Source organism: Loktanella salsilacus, assembly GCF_900114485.1.
Lineage (GTDB): Bacteria > Pseudomonadota > Alphaproteobacteria > Rhodobacterales > Rhodobacteraceae > Loktanella > Loktanella salsilacus.
On record NZ_FOTF01000008.1, the window covers coordinates 142,653 to 160,315 of the forward strand.

The 17,663-nt window shown below is 59.1% G+C and carries 13 protein-coding genes; 6 read left to right on the forward strand and 7 right to left on the reverse strand.

The genetic code is table 11. The annotated features are described in order from the left end of the window. Positions 1 to 4: 4 nt before the first annotated feature. Positions 5 to 2,497 (forward strand): translation initiation factor IF-2, encoded by a 2,493-nt coding sequence (gene infB, locus BM131_RS09240; protein ID WP_090188693.1) that lies wholly within the window; start codon positions 5 to 7, stop codon positions 2,495 to 2,497. 154 nt (positions 2,498 to 2,651) lie between these two features. Here the strand turns inward: infB and mutT are convergent, their stop codons facing one another. From mutT to BM131_RS09255, 3 genes are read right to left on the reverse strand one after another with little or no spacing between them, the layout of a single operon-like run. After that, complete coding sequence (gene mutT / locus BM131_RS09245; protein ID WP_090188697.1) at positions 2,652 to 3,050, reverse strand: 8-oxo-dGTP diphosphatase MutT; 399 nt, start codon at positions 3,048 to 3,050, stop codon at positions 2,652 to 2,654. Further along, complete coding sequence (gene argJ / locus BM131_RS09250) at positions 3,047 to 4,258, reverse strand: bifunctional glutamate N-acetyltransferase/amino-acid acetyltransferase ArgJ (RefSeq protein ID WP_090188699.1); 1,212 nt, start codon at positions 4,256 to 4,258, stop codon at positions 3,047 to 3,049. The genes mutT and argJ overlap by 4 nt, the downstream gene beginning before the upstream one ends. A gap of 3 nt (positions 4,259 to 4,261) precedes the next feature. Beyond that, a complete protein-coding gene (locus BM131_RS09255; RefSeq protein ID WP_090188702.1) occupies positions 4,262 to 5,173 on the reverse strand; it encodes a peptidylprolyl isomerase in 912 nt (303 codons plus the stop codon). Between the two features lie 189 nt (positions 5,174 to 5,362). Here BM131_RS09255 and secA point away from each other — a divergent pair, with 189 nt between their 5' ends. The 3 genes from secA to BM131_RS09270 all read left to right on the forward strand — a co-directional run bounded on the left by secA (position 5,363) and on the right by BM131_RS09270 (position 10,854). Next, positions 5,363 to 8,107, forward strand: a complete 2,745-nt coding sequence (secA, locus tag BM131_RS09260; RefSeq protein WP_090188704.1) for a preprotein translocase subunit SecA — start codon at positions 5,363 to 5,365, stop codon at positions 8,105 to 8,107. A 138-nt stretch (positions 8,108 to 8,245) separates the two neighbouring features. Further along, the gene (locus BM131_RS09265; protein WP_090188707.1) at positions 8,246 to 9,289 is read left to right on the forward strand and encodes a hypothetical protein; all 1,044 of its coding nucleotides are present in this window, start codon (positions 8,246 to 8,248) and stop codon (positions 9,287 to 9,289) included. 74 nt (positions 9,290 to 9,363) lie between these two features. Continuing rightward, a complete protein-coding gene (locus BM131_RS09270; protein WP_175499252.1) occupies positions 9,364 to 10,854 on the forward strand; it encodes a phosphate ABC transporter substrate-binding/OmpA family protein in 1,491 nt (496 codons plus the stop codon). Here the strand turns inward: BM131_RS09270 and radC are convergent. The 4 genes from radC to BM131_RS09290 form a co-directional block, all read right to left on the reverse strand. Continuing rightward, complete coding sequence (gene radC, locus BM131_RS09275; RefSeq protein WP_090188713.1) at positions 10,851 to 11,609, reverse strand: RadC family protein; 759 nt, start codon at positions 11,607 to 11,609, stop codon at positions 10,851 to 10,853. The two genes, BM131_RS09270 and radC, sit on opposite strands and share 4 nt — an antisense overlap. Before the next feature lie 131 nt (positions 11,610 to 11,740). Continuing rightward, positions 11,741 to 12,889 carry a molecular chaperone DnaJ gene (dnaJ, locus tag BM131_RS09280; RefSeq protein ID WP_090188716.1) on the reverse strand — a complete coding sequence of 383 codons (1,149 nt, stop codon included), beginning with the start codon at positions 12,887 to 12,889 and terminating at the stop codon, positions 11,741 to 11,743. A gap of 73 nt (positions 12,890 to 12,962) precedes the next feature. After that, positions 12,963 to 14,870, reverse strand: a complete 1,908-nt coding sequence (gene dnaK, locus BM131_RS09285; RefSeq protein ID WP_090188719.1) for a molecular chaperone DnaK — start codon at positions 14,868 to 14,870, stop codon at positions 12,963 to 12,965. Positions 14,871 to 15,086: 216 nt separating this feature from the next. Then, on the reverse strand, positions 15,087 to 15,908 hold the full coding sequence (locus BM131_RS09290) for an ABC transporter permease (protein ID WP_090188722.1): 822 nt from the start codon (positions 15,906 to 15,908) through the stop codon (positions 15,087 to 15,089). Between the two features lie 153 nt (positions 15,909 to 16,061). Between BM131_RS09290 and cysQ the strand changes: the two genes are divergently transcribed. Together cysQ and BM131_RS09300 are read left to right on the forward strand one after the other, a co-directional pair. Next, positions 16,062 to 16,862 (forward strand): 3'(2'),5'-bisphosphate nucleotidase CysQ, encoded by an 801-nt coding sequence (gene cysQ, locus BM131_RS09295; RefSeq protein ID WP_090188833.1) that lies wholly within the window; start codon positions 16,062 to 16,064, stop codon positions 16,860 to 16,862. Further along, a complete protein-coding gene (locus BM131_RS09300) occupies positions 16,862 to 17,662 on the forward strand; it encodes a 3-deoxy-manno-octulosonate cytidylyltransferase (RefSeq protein ID WP_090188725.1) in 801 nt (266 codons plus the stop codon). Before cysQ ends, BM131_RS09300 begins: the two co-directional genes overlap by 1 nt. Position 17,663: the final 1 nt, after the last annotated feature.

Genomic DNA, 17,663 nt, shown 5'->3' on the forward strand with positions numbered 1-17,663 from the left:
CTAGATGAGCGATACTGACGGCAAGAAACCATTGGGCCTTGGCGGGTCGCGTCCGAGCAACGTGAAGCAAAGCTTCAGCCACGGTCGCACGAAGAACGTTGTTGTGGAAACCAAGCGTAAGCGCGTTGTGGTGCCTAAGCCGGGCACTCCTGCGCCCAAAACTGGTGTGGCCGCTGGCCTGCCCGCTGGCGGTGACCCGTCCAAGCGGCCCGCAGGCATTTCCGATGTGGAACTTGCCCGCCGGATGAAAGCGCTGGCGCTAGCCAAGTCGCGTGAAGTCGAAGAAGCGGCTAAGCGCGAAGCTGAAGAAAAAGAGCGTGCTGAAGAGCGCGAGCGCCGCCGCGCTGAGATCGAGGCTAAAGAAGCCGAAGATCGCATCCGCGAAGAGCGTGCCAAGGCGAAAGCCGAGGAAGAAGAAGAAAAGCGTCGCGCTGCTGAAGCAGCCAAGAACGCACCTGCGGCGCAGGTTGCTGCGCCTCCGGGCCAGACCGAGGTCGACCGTCCGACGTCCAGCGCACCGCGCAAGGCGACCGAACGTGACCGCGAGGCACAGACACGCGACACCACCAAAGCCAAGCCCGCCCGCGAAGGCGATGGCCGCCGCGGTGGCAAGCTGACGCTGAACGACGCGTTGACGGGCCGCGAAGGTGGCCGCCAGCGTTCCATGGCGCAGATGAAGCGTAAGCAAGACCGCGCCCGCCAAAAGGCGATGGGCGGTCAGGTCGAGCGCGAGAAGATCGTGCGCGATGTGCAGCTGCCAGAGGCGATCACCGTCGGCGAATTGGCGAACCGGATGGCCGAACGGACATCTGATGTCGTCAAGGAACTGATGAAGATGGGTATGATGGTCACGCAGACCGAAACCATCGACGCTGATACAGCTGAACTGCTGATCGAAGAATTTGGCCACAAAGTTGTCCGCGTGTCCGATTCCGACGTCGAGCAGGTCATCGAACAAGCTGAAGATAAAGCGTCTGACCTTAAACCGCGTGCGCCGATCATCACGATCATGGGCCACGTTGACCACGGTAAAACATCGCTTCTGGATGCGATCCGTAAGACACGGGTTGTGGCTGGCGAAGCAGGCGGCATCACGCAGCACATCGGTGCCTATCAGGTGACGACGGACAACGGATCGGTTCTGTCGTTCCTTGACACGCCGGGTCACGCTGCGTTCACGTCAATGCGTTCGCGCGGTGCACATGTCACTGACATCGTTGTGCTGGTTGTTGCGGCAGATGACGCCGTGATGCCTCAGACGATCGAGGCGATTAACCACGCTAAGGCCGCTAAGGTCCCAATGATCGTGGCCATCAACAAGATGGACAAGCCGTCGGCCAATCCTGACAAGGTGCGGACCGATCTGCTGCAGCACGAGGTCATCGTCGAGAAGATGTCCGGTGATGTGCAGGACGTCGAAGTTTCGGCTGCGACGGGTGCTGGTCTGGACAAACTGCTGGAAGCCATTGCGCTGCAGGCCGAAATTCTGGAACTGAAAGCCAACCCCGACCGCGCCGCCATGGGTGCCGTGATCGAGGCGCAACTCGACGTGGGCCGCGGCCCCGTTGCGACAGTTCTGGTGCAAAACGGCACGCTGCGTCAGGGCGACATCTTTGTCGTTGGCGAACAGTGGGGCAAGGTCCGTGCGCTGATCGATGACAAGGGTGACCGCGTCAAAGAGGCCGGCCCGTCCGTGCCAGTTGAAGTGTTGGGTCTGAACGGCACACCGGAAGCCGGCGACGTTCTGAACGTGGTCGACACCGAAGCGCAAGCGCGTGAAATCGCTGATTACCGGATGAAGGCCGCGAAAGATAAGCGCGCCGCCATCGGTGCTGCGACGACGCTGGAACAGCTGATGGCAAACGCCAAAGCCAACCAGAGCGTGTCCGAGCTGCCAATCATCGTGAAAGCCGACGTGCAGGGTTCTGCCGAGGCGATCGTGCAAGCGATGGAAAAAATCGGCAACGACGAAGTCCGCGTCCGCGTGCTGCACTCTGGTGTTGGCGCGATCACGGAATCGGATATCGGTCTGGCAGAAGCGTCAGGCGCACCCGTGATTGGTTTCAACGTGCGTGCCAATGCGACGGCGCGGAACGTGGCCAACCAGAAGGGCGTAGAGATCCGTTATTACTCGGTCATCTATGCCCTCGTGGACGACATCAAAGCGGCGGCCTCTGGTCTGCTGTCGAATGAAATCCGTGAAAAGTTCATCGGCTATGCCAACATCAAAGAGGTCTTTAAGGTCTCGAACGTTGGTAACGTCGCGGGCTGTCTGGTCACCGAAGGTGTGGCGCGTCGTTCCGCTGGCGTCCGTCTGCTGCGCGACAACGTCGTGATGCACGAAGGTACGCTGAAGACGCTGAAGCGCTTTAAGGACGAAGTGTCCGAAGTGCAGTCGGGTCAGGAATGCGGCATGGCGTTTGAGAACCACGAAGACATGCGCCCTGGCGATGTCATCGAGATCTTTGAGCGCGAATCGGTCGAGCGTAACCTGTAAAGGACGCAGACTTAGAATGAGAAAAGGCCCGTCAGCGATGCTGGCGGGCCTTTTTGTTTGAGTTTAGTTGGCCAGATGAATGGGATGCGGAGGTGATTTGGGTCGGCCGCCGGATTTGAGTATTTAGGAAAAAGCGAGGGGGGCCGTGCGCGTCCTACAGCCAGTCGCGCAGAATCGGGATCAGCGGGATGTCTGCAGGCGGCATGGGGTATTGCGCCAAGTCGTTCGCGCGGACCCATTTGAGCGTCTGGCCTTCGCGGCCCTGCGGTGTGCCGTTCCATTTTCGGCAGGCGTAAAGCGGCATGAGTAGGTGGAAATCCTCGTAGGTGTGACTGGCGAAGGTCAGCGGCGCGAGGCAAGAGGCCCAAGTGTCGATCCCGAGCTCTTCTTGCAATTCGCGGATCAGGGCGATTTCTGGGGTCTCGCCAGGATCGACTTTGCCGCCCGGAAATTCCCACAGCCCTGCCAGTGATTTACCAGCAGGGCGTTGGGCCAGCAGAACCCGCCCGTCGACGTCGATCAGCGCGACGGCAGAGACGAGAAGAACCTTCACGAGCGGTAGTCGGCGTTGATCGTGATATATTCGTGGGTCAGATCGCAGGTCCAAACGGTGGCTGCGCCATCCCCGAGGCCAAGGTCGACGTTGATGTCGATGTTCTGGCCTTTCATATGGGCAGCCGCGGCTTCTTCGGAATAGCTTGGCGCACGCCAGCCGTTTTCCGCAAGCACCATGTCACCAAGTTTGATCGTCAGCTTGTCGCGATCTGCTGCAGCGCCGGATTTACCGACGGCCATGACGATCCGGCCCCAATTGGGATCTTCACCCGCAATTGCGGTTTTCACCAGCGGGCTGTTGGCCGTAGCCATTGCCACAAGGCGGGCATCCGCATCGGTTTCAGCGCCGGTCACAGCGATGGTGACGAACTTGGTCGCACCCTCGCCGTCGCGGACGACTTGGTGCGCAAGGTCGAGCATGACGGTGTGCAGCGCGTCTTCGAAAGAGGCGTTGCCAGTAACATCGACGCCAGAGGTGCCCGTCGCAGCAAGCATCAAGCTGTCAGAGGTCGAGGTGTCGCTGTCGACGGTGATATTGTTGAAGGTCTTGTCAGCCAGGCGCCCCAGCATGTCTTGCAGTGGCTGATAGGCGATCTGGGCGTCGGTGAAGATGTAGACCAGCATCGTCGCCATATCGGGGGCGATCATGCCGGAGCCTTTAGCGATGCCCGCGATCTGGACCGGCTTGCCATCGATTGTGACGGTTTGCGTGGACCCTTTTGGAAAGGTGTCCGTCGTCATGATCGCGCGGGCGGCATCTGTCATGGCGGTCGCGGATTGGGCGGCTTTCAGGTCGTCGATTTTGGCAACGATACGGTCGTGGGGCAGGGGTTCGCCGATCACGCCGGTCGAGGCGGTGAAAACGCGCGCGGCGTCAATGCCCGTAGCGGCGGCGACGGCCTGCGTAATGGCGGCGACTGATTCGAGGCCTGCCTTGCCGGTGAAGGCGTTGGAATTGCCAGAGTTCACCAGGATTGCGGCAGGCCCCGTGTCAGGGCCCAGCTTTGCTTGGCAGTCCAGCACAGGTGCGGAACGCGTGGCAGAGCGGGTAAATACGCCGGTGACAGTGCTGCCGGGGGCGAGCACCGCCAGCATCACGTCAGTTCGGTTTTTGTATTTTACCCCCGCTTGCGCCGCCGCGAAGGTGACGCCGTCGATAACGGGCAGGTCAGGAAAGGCGGCGGGGGCAAGCGGGGATAATGGCATGACTTACTTCTCCAGCAGGTCGAGGTTGGTCAGGACGGCAGGATCAAAGGCGTCGGGTTCAGCCAGCGTCACAGTTGCGGCGGCCTTCAACTCTTCGATTTTGGACAGGATCACAGCCTCTTGCAGGCCGCCCACGATTTCTGCGCGGACCTCTTCCAGCGCTGCGACAGGCTTATCGCGCGTCTCGTTCAACTTGACGATGTGCCAGCCGAATTGGGTCTGCACGGGATCAGAGACATCGTCAGCTTCCATGCCTTCGACGGTCTGTTCGAATTCCGCGACCATCTGACCTGGCCCAAACCAGCCCAGTTCGCCGCCCGTGGGGCCGGACGGACCGGTAGAGACTTCTTTGGCGACTTCCGCGAAATCTTCACCCGCAGTGATGCGGTCTTTAGCGGCTTGCGCTTCTTCTTCGGTTTCGACCAGCAGATGGCTCGCGTTCCATTCTTTGACGGGCTCTTCTGCGGCTGCAGCGACCATTTCGTCATAGGCGGCTTGGATCGCTTCATCGGTCACGGCGGCTTTGGTCAGGTCGGTGATGACCTCGCCTGCGCGCAAAGACCGTTCTTCGTTCGCCATGGCCCAGCCGACACGGGCGGGCACATCGGTCAGGCTGTTGGACAGCAGTTGCTGCTGCACGATCTGGTCCAGCACGCCTTGATAGATGACGTCGGCGGGGAACTGGTCATATTGCTGCGGCAGCTGAGCGCGTGCGATCATCATCTGACCAAGCGTAATTTCGGTGCCATCAACCGTGGCAACGACTGCCGCAGGATCAGCGGTGGGGGCCGGGGCGGCCTCTGCGACCGGTGCGTCAGCGACGGGGGCCTCAGTGGTGGTGTCTTGCGCCTGCGCGGCGGTTGTCAGGGCTAGCGCCAGTGCGGCGGTGCCCAGCAATGTGGTCATACGGGTCATGGAAACGGTCCTTACAAAGAGTCCCCCGAAGGGGCGCAACGTTGACAGTAATCAGCCCGCCCCTTACATCGCAAGGAAGCCTTGAGGGGGCTGGTCTTGGGCCCTGTTTAGGGGCCTTGGCGCAAGCCGACAAGCGACCTCCTCTCAATTCGGTATCACAGGGGCGGCAAGAGTCCGCTTGGAGAGAACATGCTGGGTCTGTCATCTATTGCGAAAAAGGTCTTTGGGACCGCGAACGACCGTAAAGTTAAGGGCGTCCGGCCCCTGATCGACAAGATCAACGCGCTAGAGCCAGAGTTTACGGCGCTGAGCGATGAGCAAATCAAAGACCGCACGCGCGCCCTGCAAGAGCGGGCAAAAGCAGGCGAAAGCCTAGATGATATGCTGCCCGAAGCCTTTGCCAACTGCCGCGAAGGTGCGCGCCGGGCTTTGGGTCTGCGGGCCTTTGATACGCAGTTGATGGGCGGTATTTTCCTGCACCAAGGTAACATTGCCGAGATGAAGACAGGCGAGGGTAAGACCCTTGTCGCGACTTTTCCGGCCTACCTGAACGCGCTGTCCGGCAAAGGTGTGCATATCGTTACCGTGAACGATTATCTGGCCCGCCGTGACGCGGACTGGATGTCGAAGGTCTATAGCTTCCTTGGGATGACGACCGGCGTTGTCGTGCCGCAACAGCCTGAGGCGGAAAAGAAGGTCGCCTATCAGTGCGACGTGACCTACGCGACGAACAACGAGCTGGGCTTTGATTATCTGCGCGATAACATGAAGTCAGAGCTAAGCCAGATGTACCAGCGCCCGCATAACTTTGCGATCGTGGACGAGGTCGACTCGATCCTGATCGACGAGGCGCGCACGCCGCTGGTTATCTCTGGCCCGGCGCAAGACCGCAGCCAGATGTACCGCGACATTGACACCATCGTGCCGGGCATTTTGCCGGAACACTTTACGCTGGATGAAAAGCAGCGGTCCGTGAGCTTTACCGACGAAGGCAACGACTACCTAGAGGACGCACTGTCCCGCGCTGGCCTGCTGCCAGAGGGGCAGACGCTGTATGATCCCGAAAGCGTCACGCTGGTGCACCACACCAGTCAGGCGCTGAAGGCGCACAAGCTGTTCGCCAAGGACAAAGATTACATTGTGCGCGGTGATGAAATCGTTCTGATCGACGAATTCACGGGCCGTATGATGACGGGTCGCCGTCTTGCTGACGGCCTGCATCAGGCAATCGAGGCGAAAGAGGGTGTCAGTATTCGCCCTGAAAACGTCACGCTGGCCTCTGTCACGTTCCAGAACTATTTCCGCCTTTATAAGAAACTGGGCGGCATGACTGGTACGGCGTTGACCGAAGCCGACGAATTCATGGAAATCTATGGCCTTGGTGTGGTCGAGGTGCCGACGAACCGGCCCATCCAGCGCAAAGACGAGCACGATCAGGTTTACCGCACGGCCCGCGAGAAGTTCGAAGGCGTGGTCAAAGAGATCAAGGAAGCCAACGCAAAGTCGCAGCCGATCCTTGTCGGTACGACCAGCATCGAAAAGTCCGAGTTTCTGTCGCAAATGCTGACCGCCGAAGGGATCAAGCACAACGTGCTGAACGCCCGCCAGCACGAGCAAGAAGCGCAGATCATTGCCGACGCTGGCAAACTGGGCGCTGTCACAATCGCCACCAACATGGCTGGCCGCGGCACCGACATTCAGCTGGGCGGCAACGTCGAGCTGAAGGTGATCGAGGCGCTGGACGCTGATCCCGAGGCAAACCCTGACGAGATCCGCGCGCGGATTGAGGCAGAGCATGCCGGCGAAAAGGAAAAGGTTCTGGCAGCTGGCGGCCTGTTTGTGCTGGCCACGGAACGCCACGAGTCGCGCCGGATCGATAACCAGTTGCGTGGCCGTTCTGGCCGTCAGGGCGATCCGGGCCGGTCGTCGTTCTTCCTGTCTCTCGAAGATGACCTCATGCGGATCTTTGGATCCGAGCGTCTGGACAAAGTGCTGTCATCGCTGGGCATGAAAGAAGGCGAAGCGATTGTGCACCCTTGGGTCAACAAATCGCTAGAGCGGGCACAGGCCAAGGTCGAAGGCCGCAACTTTGATATCCGCAAGCAGCTGCTAAAGTTTGACGACGTGATGAACGAGCAGCGCAAAGTGATCTTTGGCCAGCGCCGCGAGATCATGGAAGCGACCGATCTGTCTGAAATCGTCAGCGACATGCGCCATCAGGTCGTCGAAGACATGGTGGACGAGCATATGCCGCCCCGCAGCTATGCCGATCAATGGACGACAGAGGCGCTCTATGCTGATGTGATCCAGAACCTTGGCATGGACGAACCGGTCATGGCTTGGGCGCAAGAAGAGGGCGTAGATGCGGATGCGATGCGCGAACGGCTAGAGGCCGCTTCTGACGCGCATATGGCCAAGAAAGAAGAGGCGTTTGGTGCCTCTGCGATCCGCAATATTGAAAAGCAGGTTCTACTGCAGACGATCGATGCCAAGTGGCGCGAGCATTTGGTGACGCTGGAACACCTGCGGTCTGTCGTCGGTTTTCGCGGCTATGCGCAGCGCGATCCGCTGAACGAATATAAGACCGAAGGCTTTCAGTTGTTCGAACGGCTTCTGGACGGTTTGCGTTTGGACGTGACGCAAAAGCTGGGTCAGATCCAGCCGATGACGCAAGAACAGCAGGACCAGATGGTCGCGCAATTACGTCAGCAGCAGGCCGCTGCAGCGGGCGCTGTCGCCGCGCCCCAACCTGATGCACAGCCCGAGCCCGAGAAGCTGATTGAGCGTGCGACATCTGCGCAAAGCGCTGGGGATGCGACCGCCCGCACTGGATTTGACGAAAATGATCCGGCGACGTGGGGCAACCCGACGCGGAACGACGCCTGCCCATGCGGGTCCGGGAAAAAGTTCAAGCACTGCCACGGCGCGCATTGATCTCATGTAACGGAGGGCGGGCCAATTGGTCCGCCCTCGCCACATTCACGACACCTTAATTCCTTGCGGCGGTCCCGCCGCCGACATTTGCGATGTGCATAACTCCTGTTAACCCCATAACGGGCAAGGAGACGACGCATGAAACCTGCAACCCGCAAGATAGTCACCGCCGCCACGACATTCTCTGTCGCGCTTAGCATCGGTTTCGTCATGCAATACGGCGACGCGGTTGCCGCACGGCTTGGGATCGACGAACCCATCGGTGGCCCTGCTGGTCGCACGCAGGTCAGCGTTCCTGGATCGGCTGTCACGGCAAGCAAGGCTGTGGTTGTCCCACAATTGTTGGCGCCGCGCATGACGGATGACAGCAAAGAAGTGGCAGATATCCCGCAGGAATTGGCAACGCCCACCTTGCAAATGCCCGATTCGACCTCTGTTTCAGACCTCATTCTTGCCTCTGCCATGACCGAGGCCCCCGTCATGCCAAGCCCTGAAGTGGCCGCTTGCGATCCAATCATGACAGCCACGGCGCAGCCTATGGCGATGGTGCAGCTTCAGTTGACTGACACCTGCCACAAGGGGGCGCCTGTCTCGATCCATCACCAGGGTATGATTTTTAGCGCGATCACCGATGCAGACGGTGAGCTGTCGGTGGACGTGCCGGCACTGTCGCGGGACGCGCTGTTTATTGCCGATTTCAATACGGGCAAGGCGGCGGCTGCCTCTGTCTTGGTGCCTGATCTTGATACGGTGGACCGCGCAGTTCTGCAGTGGCAGGGCGATGATGGCGTGCAACTGCACGCGCTTGAATTCGGCGCTGGCTATGATGACGCGGGACATATCTGGTCTGCGTCGACCGGTGCTGCAGGAAACGTGCAAACCGGCAGCGGCGGTATCTTAACGTCGCTCGGCGATGTTGCCGTCAGCGATGCTCTGCGCGCAGAGGTGTACACCTTTCCCAGCGGTCAATCCGTCCGTGACGGTCAGGTCGTCCTGAACGTAGAGGCAGAGGTCACAAGCCGGAACTGTGGCCGCGACGTTTCGGCGCAAAGTATCCAGATTGGTCCAGATCACGCGGCAGACGCCATCGACCTGACCATGACAATGCCGGGTTGCGATGCAATTGGTGAATTTCTGGTGTTGAAAAATATGTTCGCGGACCTGACACTCGCGGCGAAATGAATTCGCAGCGACGATCCACAAGGTATTCGATAGTGCGCAGTGCGGCAGGGGGACTTGCCGCACTGTTGCTGTGTATGGATAGCGCTACTGCAGAAGAGGTCACGATCACCTCTGCCCAAGGCAATCTGGTCCTGACTGGCCGTATTGCAGGTTTTGACGGCACCTATCTGGATATCGAATCGCCGCATGGCCCTTTGACGCTGGCCTATGCGGGCGTCACCTGCGCTGGGGCTGATTGCCCCGATCTAAAGAGCTACGTTCCGCATTTGCGCCTGTCCGGCGAGCCGCGCCTTGCTAGCCTGCTGCTTCCTGCGTTGATTGATGGCTTTGCACGCGACCGCGGCCTCAAGCTGATACAAGAGGACACCGACGGTGGTGCGCTTAATATCACTTTGGTCGAAGACGCCCAGCCAGTGCTGCTGGTTAACCTGCGGAACAGTCAAAGCGCCGAGGCTTTTGCTGATCTGTTGACCTATGACAGCGATGTCGCCCTGACCTTTCGTGACCCGCTGCCCGACGAACAGGCCCGCGCCGCAGAGGTCGGGATCGCTCTGCCGGGACTTGCGGGGGGCAGCGTCGTGCTGGGCGGCGAGGCGTTGGTTCCTATCGTCTCTCCGCTTAACCCAATACGGGTTATCGATCCGGCTGACGTGATCGCAGCCTTTGCCGGGGATATTCCCGATTGGGAACAGATGGGCCAACCAGAGATGCCTTTGACGCTGCATCTGGGGCCAGTGGGTGACGGGCAGGCCGATGCATTTTTGGCGATGCTGCCCGCGCCCGCCAGCGCTGCCGTGATCAGACATGCAGACCCTGATGCGCTGGCCGAAGCTGTCGCTGCTGATGCGGGGGCGCTTGGGATAGCGGCGCTTGGTACTTCTGGCATTGCGCAGCCACTCGGCCTGCGTGATGCATGTGGATTGACGGCACCGCCGGTGCTGCGCGGGATTAAGACGCAAGACTATCCGCTGACCACGCCAGCATTTGCCTTTGTCAGATCGCAACGGAAACCTGAAATCGTCCGTGCTTTCCTGAATTGGCTACGCAGCCCAGCCGCAGAACTGATCGTGCGACGCGCCGGCTTTGCTGATCGGGGGGTGGTCCCGATCACTTTAGACGATCAAGGAGAGCGGTTCGCCCACGCGATCACCATTGCCGGACCAGACACATCGCTGCGCGATTTGCAGGGCATGGTGGCGATGATGGACGCGCGCGTTCGGATTTCGCTGACGTTTCGGTTTGCGAATGGGACGACTGCGCTTGATACCGCCTCGGCCGCAAATCTACGTTTGCTGGCCCATGATATGCGTGACGGCGTCTATGCGGGGCGCGAGGTTATGCTGATTGGATTTAGCGACGGCGAAGGTTCTGCCGATGCGAACCGTGACCTGTCTGCGGCCCGCGCTTTGGCGGTCGAAAGCGCGCTGCTGTCACTACTTAGCGCGATACCAGACGACCTTCGCCTTGGGACTGCCGGGTTTGGAGAGGCATTGCCGATTGGCTGTGACGATACTGCATGGGGCCGTCAAATGAACCGCCGGGTCGAGGTTTGGGTCGGCGATTAAAGCAGCCCTTCAGCGCGGAAAGACAATTCCCGCGATTTGCCAATGATAAGATGGTCATGGACAGAGATGCTAAGCGCCCCGGCTGCCGCCTCGATCTGCGCTGTCATGGTAATATCAGCTTGCGACGGTGTCGGATCGCCCGAGGGGTGGTTGTGGACCAAGATCATCGATGCGGCATTCAGCTCTAACGCGCGTTTGACGACCTCGCGAGGATAGACGGGAACGTGATCAATCGTGCCGCGCGCCTGTTCCTCGTCCGCGATCAGGGTGTTTTTGGTGTCGAGGTACAGAATACGGAATTGTTCGGTGTCGCGATGGGCCATGACAGTGTGGCAATAGTCCAGCAGCGCATCCCAGCTGCTGACAACATGGCGCGCCATAACTTTGCTGCGGGCCATGCGGTGTGCTGCCGCTTCTACGACCTTAAGTTCCACGACGACGGCATCGCCGATCCCTTTGACCCGTTTTAGTGCAGCTACGGGGGCCGAAATGACGCGGTTGAAATCACCAAACTGATCAATCAACGCACGGGCCAGTGGTTTGACGTCTTGCCGCGGGATGGCGCGAAAGAGGACAAGTTCCAGCAGTTCATACTCCGGCAAGGCCGCCGCCCCGCCACTGACAAAACGGTCTCGCAGGCGCGCACGGTGGTCTTTGATATAGGACGGCAACCGGCCGGGTCGGATCGTACCGTCTGCCTCGTCAATGGCAGCGGGGGTGAAAAATGGCAGGGCTTCCTGAAAAGACTGGGTCATGCGCTTAGGATGACCCCTCGTTAATGAAAAAGCGGTTAAAATGATTCCGATTTCGGCAGTGACCTTAAAAAAGGGCCCATGCTTTCGCAGGGGCCCTTTGGTGGCGATACAATAGGATGCCCGCCGCTGCGTCAGCCTTTCATCGAATCCCAGAACCCTTTGACAGACTTAAAGAACGTCGACCCCTGCGGGTTGTTGTCCTTTGATAGGGTATCAAATTCCTTCAGGATTTCGCGTTGCCGCGATGTCAGGTTCACGGGCGTTTCGACCTGTAGTTCGATGAACATATCACCAGCAGCAGCGCCTCGAAGGGACGGCATGCCTTTGCCACGCAAGCGCATCTGACGGCCCGACTGGCTGCCTTCGGGGATCTTGACCCGCGAACGACCGCCGTCGATTGTCGGCACCTCGATCTCTCCACCCAAGGCGGCAGAGGCGATGCTGACGGGGACCCGGCAGAACAGGTTGCTGGACTCGCGTTCAAACAGCGCGTGATCTGCGACTTCGATAAAGATATACAGATCGCCCGCAGGTCCGCCGCGCATGCCAGCCTCGCCTTCGCCAGCCAGGCGGATGCGTGTGCCGGTTTCGACGCCGGCCGGGATGTTGACCGACAGCGCCTTTTCCTTTTCGACGCGGCCTGCGCCGTGGCAGACGTGGCAGGGATTCTTGATCGTCTGACCTGCGCCGTTACAGGTGGGGCAGGTCCGTTCGACTGTGAAAAAGCCCTGCTGTGCACGCACTTTACCCATGCCAGAGCAGGTCGGGCAGGTTACAGGTTCAGAGCCGTCGTCCGCGCCCGTGCCGCTGCAGTTGCCGCATTGCACGGCAGTGGGCACGTTGATCGTTTTGGTCAGGCCAGCATAGGCCTCTTCCAGTTTGATCCGCAGGTTATAGCGTAGGTCATTGCCGCGTGCAGCACGGCTACGGCCGCCGCCGCCACGTTGGCCGCCCATGAAGTCGCCGAACAGATCGTCGAACACATCAGAAAATGCCGAGGCGAAATCGCCATTACCTTGCTGACCGGGATGACGGCCACCGCCACCCATTCCGCCCTCAAAGGCGGCATGACCATAGCGGTCATAGGCGGCCTTTTTGTCGCCGTCCTTCAGGACTTCGTAGGCCTCGTTGGCCTCTTTAAATTGTTCTTCGGCCTTGGGATTGTCGGAGTTACGATCCGGGTGCAATTCCTTCGCCTTCTGGCGATAGGCCTTCTTAATCTCGTCTGCGCCAGCACCTTTCTGGATGCCAAGCGTGTCGTAATAATCGCGTTTAGCCATCTTACAGGTCCCCCTTGGGAATGGAAAAGACCGGCCCGGTTCAGGGGCCGGTCTATCCCGTCAGGCGGATGCCTTACTTGTTGCGCTTTTCGTCGTCGAGGTCTTCGAAGTCGGCGTCAAGGATGTCATCCTCGTCTGCGCCTTTCGGCTCTGCGTCGCCGCCGTCTTCAGCGTCTTGGCTCGACTTGTAGATCGCCTCGCCCAGCTTCATCGCGGATTCGGTAACGTTCTGGATGCCCGACTTGATCTTGTCGACGTTGTCGTTTTCCAGTTCGTCCTTCAGCGCGGCGATTGCCAGTTCGATCGCTTCGATGGTCGTCGGGTCGACCTTGTCGTTGTGCTCTTCCATCGACTTTTCGGTCGAGTGGATCAGGCTTTCAGCCTGGTTGCGCGCTTCGACCAGTGCACGGCGTTCCTTGTCGGCGTCGGCATTTGCCTCGGCGTCGCGGACCATCGCTTCGATATCTTCATCCGACAGACCGCCAGAGGCTTGGATCGTGATATTCTGCTCTTTGCCGGTGCCTTTGTCTTTGGCTCCGACGGACACGATGCCGTTGGCGTCGATGTCAAACGTCACTTCGATCTGCGGCATGCCGCGCGGTGCAGGCGGGATGCCTTCTAGGTTGAATTGGCCCAGCATCTTGTTGTCGGCTGCCATCTCACGCTCGCCTTGGAAGACGCGCAGGGTCACGGCGTTCTGGTTGTCTTCTGCGGTCGAGAAGGTCTGCGACTTCTTCGTCGGGATCGTCGTGTTACGGTCGATCAGACGGGTGAACACGCCGCCCAAGGTTTCGATGCCCAGCGACAGCGGGGTCACGTCCAGCAGAACCACGTCTTTGACGTCGCCTTGCAGAACGCCAGCCTGAATAGCAGCACCCAGCGCCACGACTTCGTCAGGGTTCACGCCCTGATGCGGCTCTTTGCCAAAGTACTTGGCTACTTCTTCTTTCACGCGGGGCATACGTGTCATGCCGCCGACCAGAACGACTTCGTCGATGTCGCCAACGGACAGGCCAGCGTCTTTCAACGCAGCTTGGCAAGGCTTGATCGACGCTTTGATCAGGTCAGATACCAGCGATTCCAGCTTGGCGCGGGTCAGTTTCATGACCATGTGCAGCGGCTGGCCAGTTTTGCCCATCGAAATGAACGGCTGGTTGATCTCGGTCGAGGAGGAGGACGACAGCTCGATCTTGGCTTTTTCAGCAGCTTCTTTCAGACGCTGCAGCGCCATCTTGTCCTTGGTCAGGTCGACCTGGTTTTCTTTTTTGAACTCGTCAGCAAGGTAGTTGACGATGCGCATGTCAAAGTCTTCGCCGCCAAGGAAAGTGTCGCCGTTGGTGGACTTCACTTCGAACAGGCCGTCGTCGATTTCCAGAATGGTCACGTCGAATGTACCGCCGCCTAGGTCATAGACCGCGATGGTTTTGGTGTCTTTTTTGTCAAGACCGTAGGCCAGTGCGGCTGCTGTCGGCTCGTTGATGATCCGCAGCACTTCAAGACCGGCAATCTTGCCTGCGTCCTTGGTCGCCTGACGCTGGGCGTCGTTGAAGTAGGCGGGCACGGTGATAACGGCCTGCGTGACTTCTTCGCCCAGATAGGACTCAGCGGTTTCTTTCATCTTACCCAAGATGAAAGCAGAGATTTGCGAAGGGGAGTACTTTTCGCCCTTGGCTTCGACCCATGCGTCGCCGTTGCCGCCGTTGACGACCTCGAACGGCATGTTCTTTTTGTCTTTCACCAGAAGCGGATCGTCAAACCGACGGCCGATCAAACGCTTTACAGCAAAGATGGTGTTTTCGGGGTTGGTGACGGCCTGACGCTTGGCGGGCTGACCAACCAGACGCTCGTCGTCCGTGAACGCGACGATCGACGGCGTGGTGCGTGCACCTTCGCTGTTTTCGATCACGCGGGGTTTGCTGCCATCCATGATGGCAACGCAAGAGTTTGTTGTACCGAGGTCGATACCAATAATTTTAGCCATTTTCAGATCCCTTATACTTCAGGCGATGTGAGAGGCGCAGACCCGTTGCGGCACCTGCGCCCGTTTACATGATTGCGCTGCAGAAACGTCCTGCACCGGCTGTCTGGCGTATATAGGGAGGCGTTTTGGCCCCTGCAACAGGGGGCAACCATACAGCGCGCCAATTTTTGGCAATGAACGGTACGTCGCGCGGCCGCGCTGGCGCAGGTTCGGCCCTTAGCGCGAGGCGTTCCAGCTGACCGATGCGTGGCGGCGGGTGTAGAATTCGCCAAGCAGTCCCAGCATCAGCAACACAAGCGCCACATACAGCGGATACGTCGGAGAGCTGAAGTGAGGGTTGTAGTTCAAGAAGATGTCGCCGCGAATCTGGTCGATGCAATGAAACAAGGGATTCCAATCAAAAATCGACAGCATGGATGCAGGCAACGTATTTGCCAGAAACATCTTGCCGGATGCGATCATGTTGACGCGGCCATAGACCGTACTGCCAATGCGGGTGAAATCCGGGGCCCAAGGTTTGATCGCCAAAAAGATCGTTCCAACCGCCACACCAGAGAACCAAGAGATCATCAGCATTTCCAGCGCGCCGATGGGATTGTCGATCACGACGGGTTTGTAGGTGACGTGATAGATGAACAACACCACAACGATTGATAGAAATTGCAAATACAGCGACGAAAGCGCCGCGGCGCAGATCGAAATTGCTGTCGTCATCGGGGCGTGATTCATCATCGCGGACGCGGGCCCTTCGGATCCGACGACCGCGCCCATTGCCTTTGTGTGGGCCATGTACAGAAAAATACCCGACATGATGTACATCAGGTAATCCCCGCGCACCGCAGAGCCGCGCATCCCCAGCAGTGCGAACATGCCGTAGAACGATGCGATCATCAGAACAGACTGAAAAATGTTCATGATCAATCCGACCAGCGGATTGCGGTGGTTTTTGCGGACGTCACGTACGGCGCTGTGGTAAATCAGTTCGGCCATCCCCAAAACAGAGCGCGTGCGTGATCTTGGGGCCTGCACCTGAAACATCTGACGTTGCCTTTTTCATTCGATTCGCATCGGCGTCGCATGTCTGATGCCATGAAATTCTTGCCGTTCGCTTTATGCCGCAGCATAAGAGCGAAAAGGGCGGTTTTTCAATCAATTCACTGTGTGCCCCGCAATTACGGAGAAAATGTGACCATGGATTTCAACAAGCTGTCCGATGTGATGCGCCGTTTGTCGCTGGAAGCAGGCGATAAGATCATGGAAATCTATAACTCGCCCGATTTCGAAGTGCGCACCAAAAGCGACGAAAGCCCCGTGACTGCCGCGGACGAGGCTGCTGATGCGATCATCAGCGCAGGCCTGCGCGCAGCCTTTCCCGATGTGGCGCTGATTACAGAAGAGCAGGCCGCGTCCCATAAGGTGCAGGCCAGCACGTTCCTGATCGTGGACCCGCTGGATGGCACCAAGGAATTCATCAAGCGCCGCGGCGATTTTACTGTAAACATCGCCTATGTCGTCGACGGTGTGCCCGTGCGCGGCGTGGTCTATGCCCCCGCCAAGGAACGCTTGTTTTACACAGACGCCTCTGGCCAATCGGTCGAAGAAACGGGCCCCTTCGCCAAAGACACTGTTGGCGAAGTCGAGCCGATGTCCGTCACAACCAACCCCGACAACAATGCCCTGATGGTCGTCGCGTCCAAATCGCACCGCGACCAAGCGACGGATGACTACATCGATTTGTATCTGGTCAAGGACATGAAAAGCGCAGGCTCTTCGCTAAAGTTCTGCCTGATCGCCACCGGTGAGGCGGATATCTATCCGCGCCTTGGCCGCACGATGGAATGGGACACAGCCGCAGGCCATGCCGTTCTGACAGGCGCTGGCGGCGAAGTCGTGCGCTTTGATAACCACAAGCCGCTGATTTACGGCAAAGAGGGTTACGCAAACCCCTTCTTCATCGCCCACGCCCCCGGCGTTACATTGCAGAAATCCTGATGTCAGTCCTGATTGTTATCCCCGCCCGCTATGCCTCTACCCGGTATCCGGGCAAGCCGCTTGTCGACTTGCGCGGCGCTGACGGCGTCGCGAAGTCGTTGATCCGACGCAGCTGGGATGCGGCGATGCAGGTGGACGGCGTTGACCGCGTCGTTGTCGCCACAGACGACGACCGGATCAAGCAGGCCGCAGAGGCATTCGGCGCAGAGGTCGTCATGACCTCGGAGGCCTGCCGCAACGGGACAGAGCGCTGCGCCGCCGCTATCGACGCGATGGACGAAAGCTATGACATTGTGGTTAACTTGCAGGGCGATGCACCGCTGACACCCGCGTGGTTTATCAGCGATCTCGTCGCAGGCATTCAGGCACGGCCTGACGTCGATGTCGCGACCCCGGTGCTGCGCACCGAAGGGCGCGCGCTGAACGGTTTTCTGGACGACCGCCGTGCGGGCCGGGTTGGCGGCACGACAGCCGTATTCGGCGCAAGCATGAACGCGCTATATTTCTCAAAAGAGGTCATCCCTTACACGGGTCAGACCTTTGCGGATGATGCGGATACGCCGGTTTTTCATCACGTTGGCGTCTACGCTTACCGCCCGGATGCCCTGCGAGCCTATGGCACATGGCCCATCGGCCCATTGGAAACCCTCGAAGGGCTAGAGCAGCTTCGCTTCCTTGAACAGGCCCGGTCTGTCCTATGTGTTGAAGTCGATGCCAAAGGCCGCCAGTTCTGGGAACTAAACAATCCCGAAGATGTCCCTCGGATCGAGGCGATGTTGAAAGAGATGGGGGCAGACTGAC

Coding starts and splice junctions, on each gene's coding strand:
- dnaJ (WP_090188716.1), bottom strand. CDS start 12,889: ATGGCTAAACGCGATTATTACGACACGCTTGGCATCCAGAAAGGTGCT.
- cysQ (WP_090188833.1), top strand. CDS start 16,062: ATGGATTTCAACAAGCTGTCCGATGTGATGCGCCGTTTGTCGCTGGAA.
- dnaK (WP_090188719.1), bottom strand. CDS start 14,870: ATGGCTAAAATTATTGGTATCGACCTCGGTACAACAAACTCTTGCGTT.
- infB (WP_090188693.1), top strand. CDS start 5: ATGAGCGATACTGACGGCAAGAAACCATTGGGCCTTGGCGGGTCGCGT.
- BM131_RS09270 (WP_175499252.1), top strand. CDS start 9,364: ATGGATAGCGCTACTGCAGAAGAGGTCACGATCACCTCTGCCCAAGGC.
- radC (WP_090188713.1), bottom strand. CDS start 11,609: ATGACCCAGTCTTTTCAGGAAGCCCTGCCATTTTTCACCCCCGCTGCC.
- BM131_RS09265 (WP_090188707.1), top strand. CDS start 8,246: ATGAAACCTGCAACCCGCAAGATAGTCACCGCCGCCACGACATTCTCT.
- BM131_RS09300 (WP_090188725.1), top strand. CDS start 16,862: ATGTCAGTCCTGATTGTTATCCCCGCCCGCTATGCCTCTACCCGGTAT.
- BM131_RS09290 (WP_090188722.1), bottom strand. CDS start 15,908: ATGTTTCAGGTGCAGGCCCCAAGATCACGCACGCGCTCTGTTTTGGGG.
- BM131_RS09255 (WP_090188702.1), bottom strand. CDS start 5,173: ATGACCCGTATGACCACATTGCTGGGCACCGCCGCACTGGCGCTAGCC.
- secA (WP_090188704.1), top strand. CDS start 5,363: ATGCTGGGTCTGTCATCTATTGCGAAAAAGGTCTTTGGGACCGCGAAC.
- argJ (WP_090188699.1), bottom strand. CDS start 4,258: ATGCCATTATCCCCGCTTGCCCCCGCCGCCTTTCCTGACCTGCCCGTT.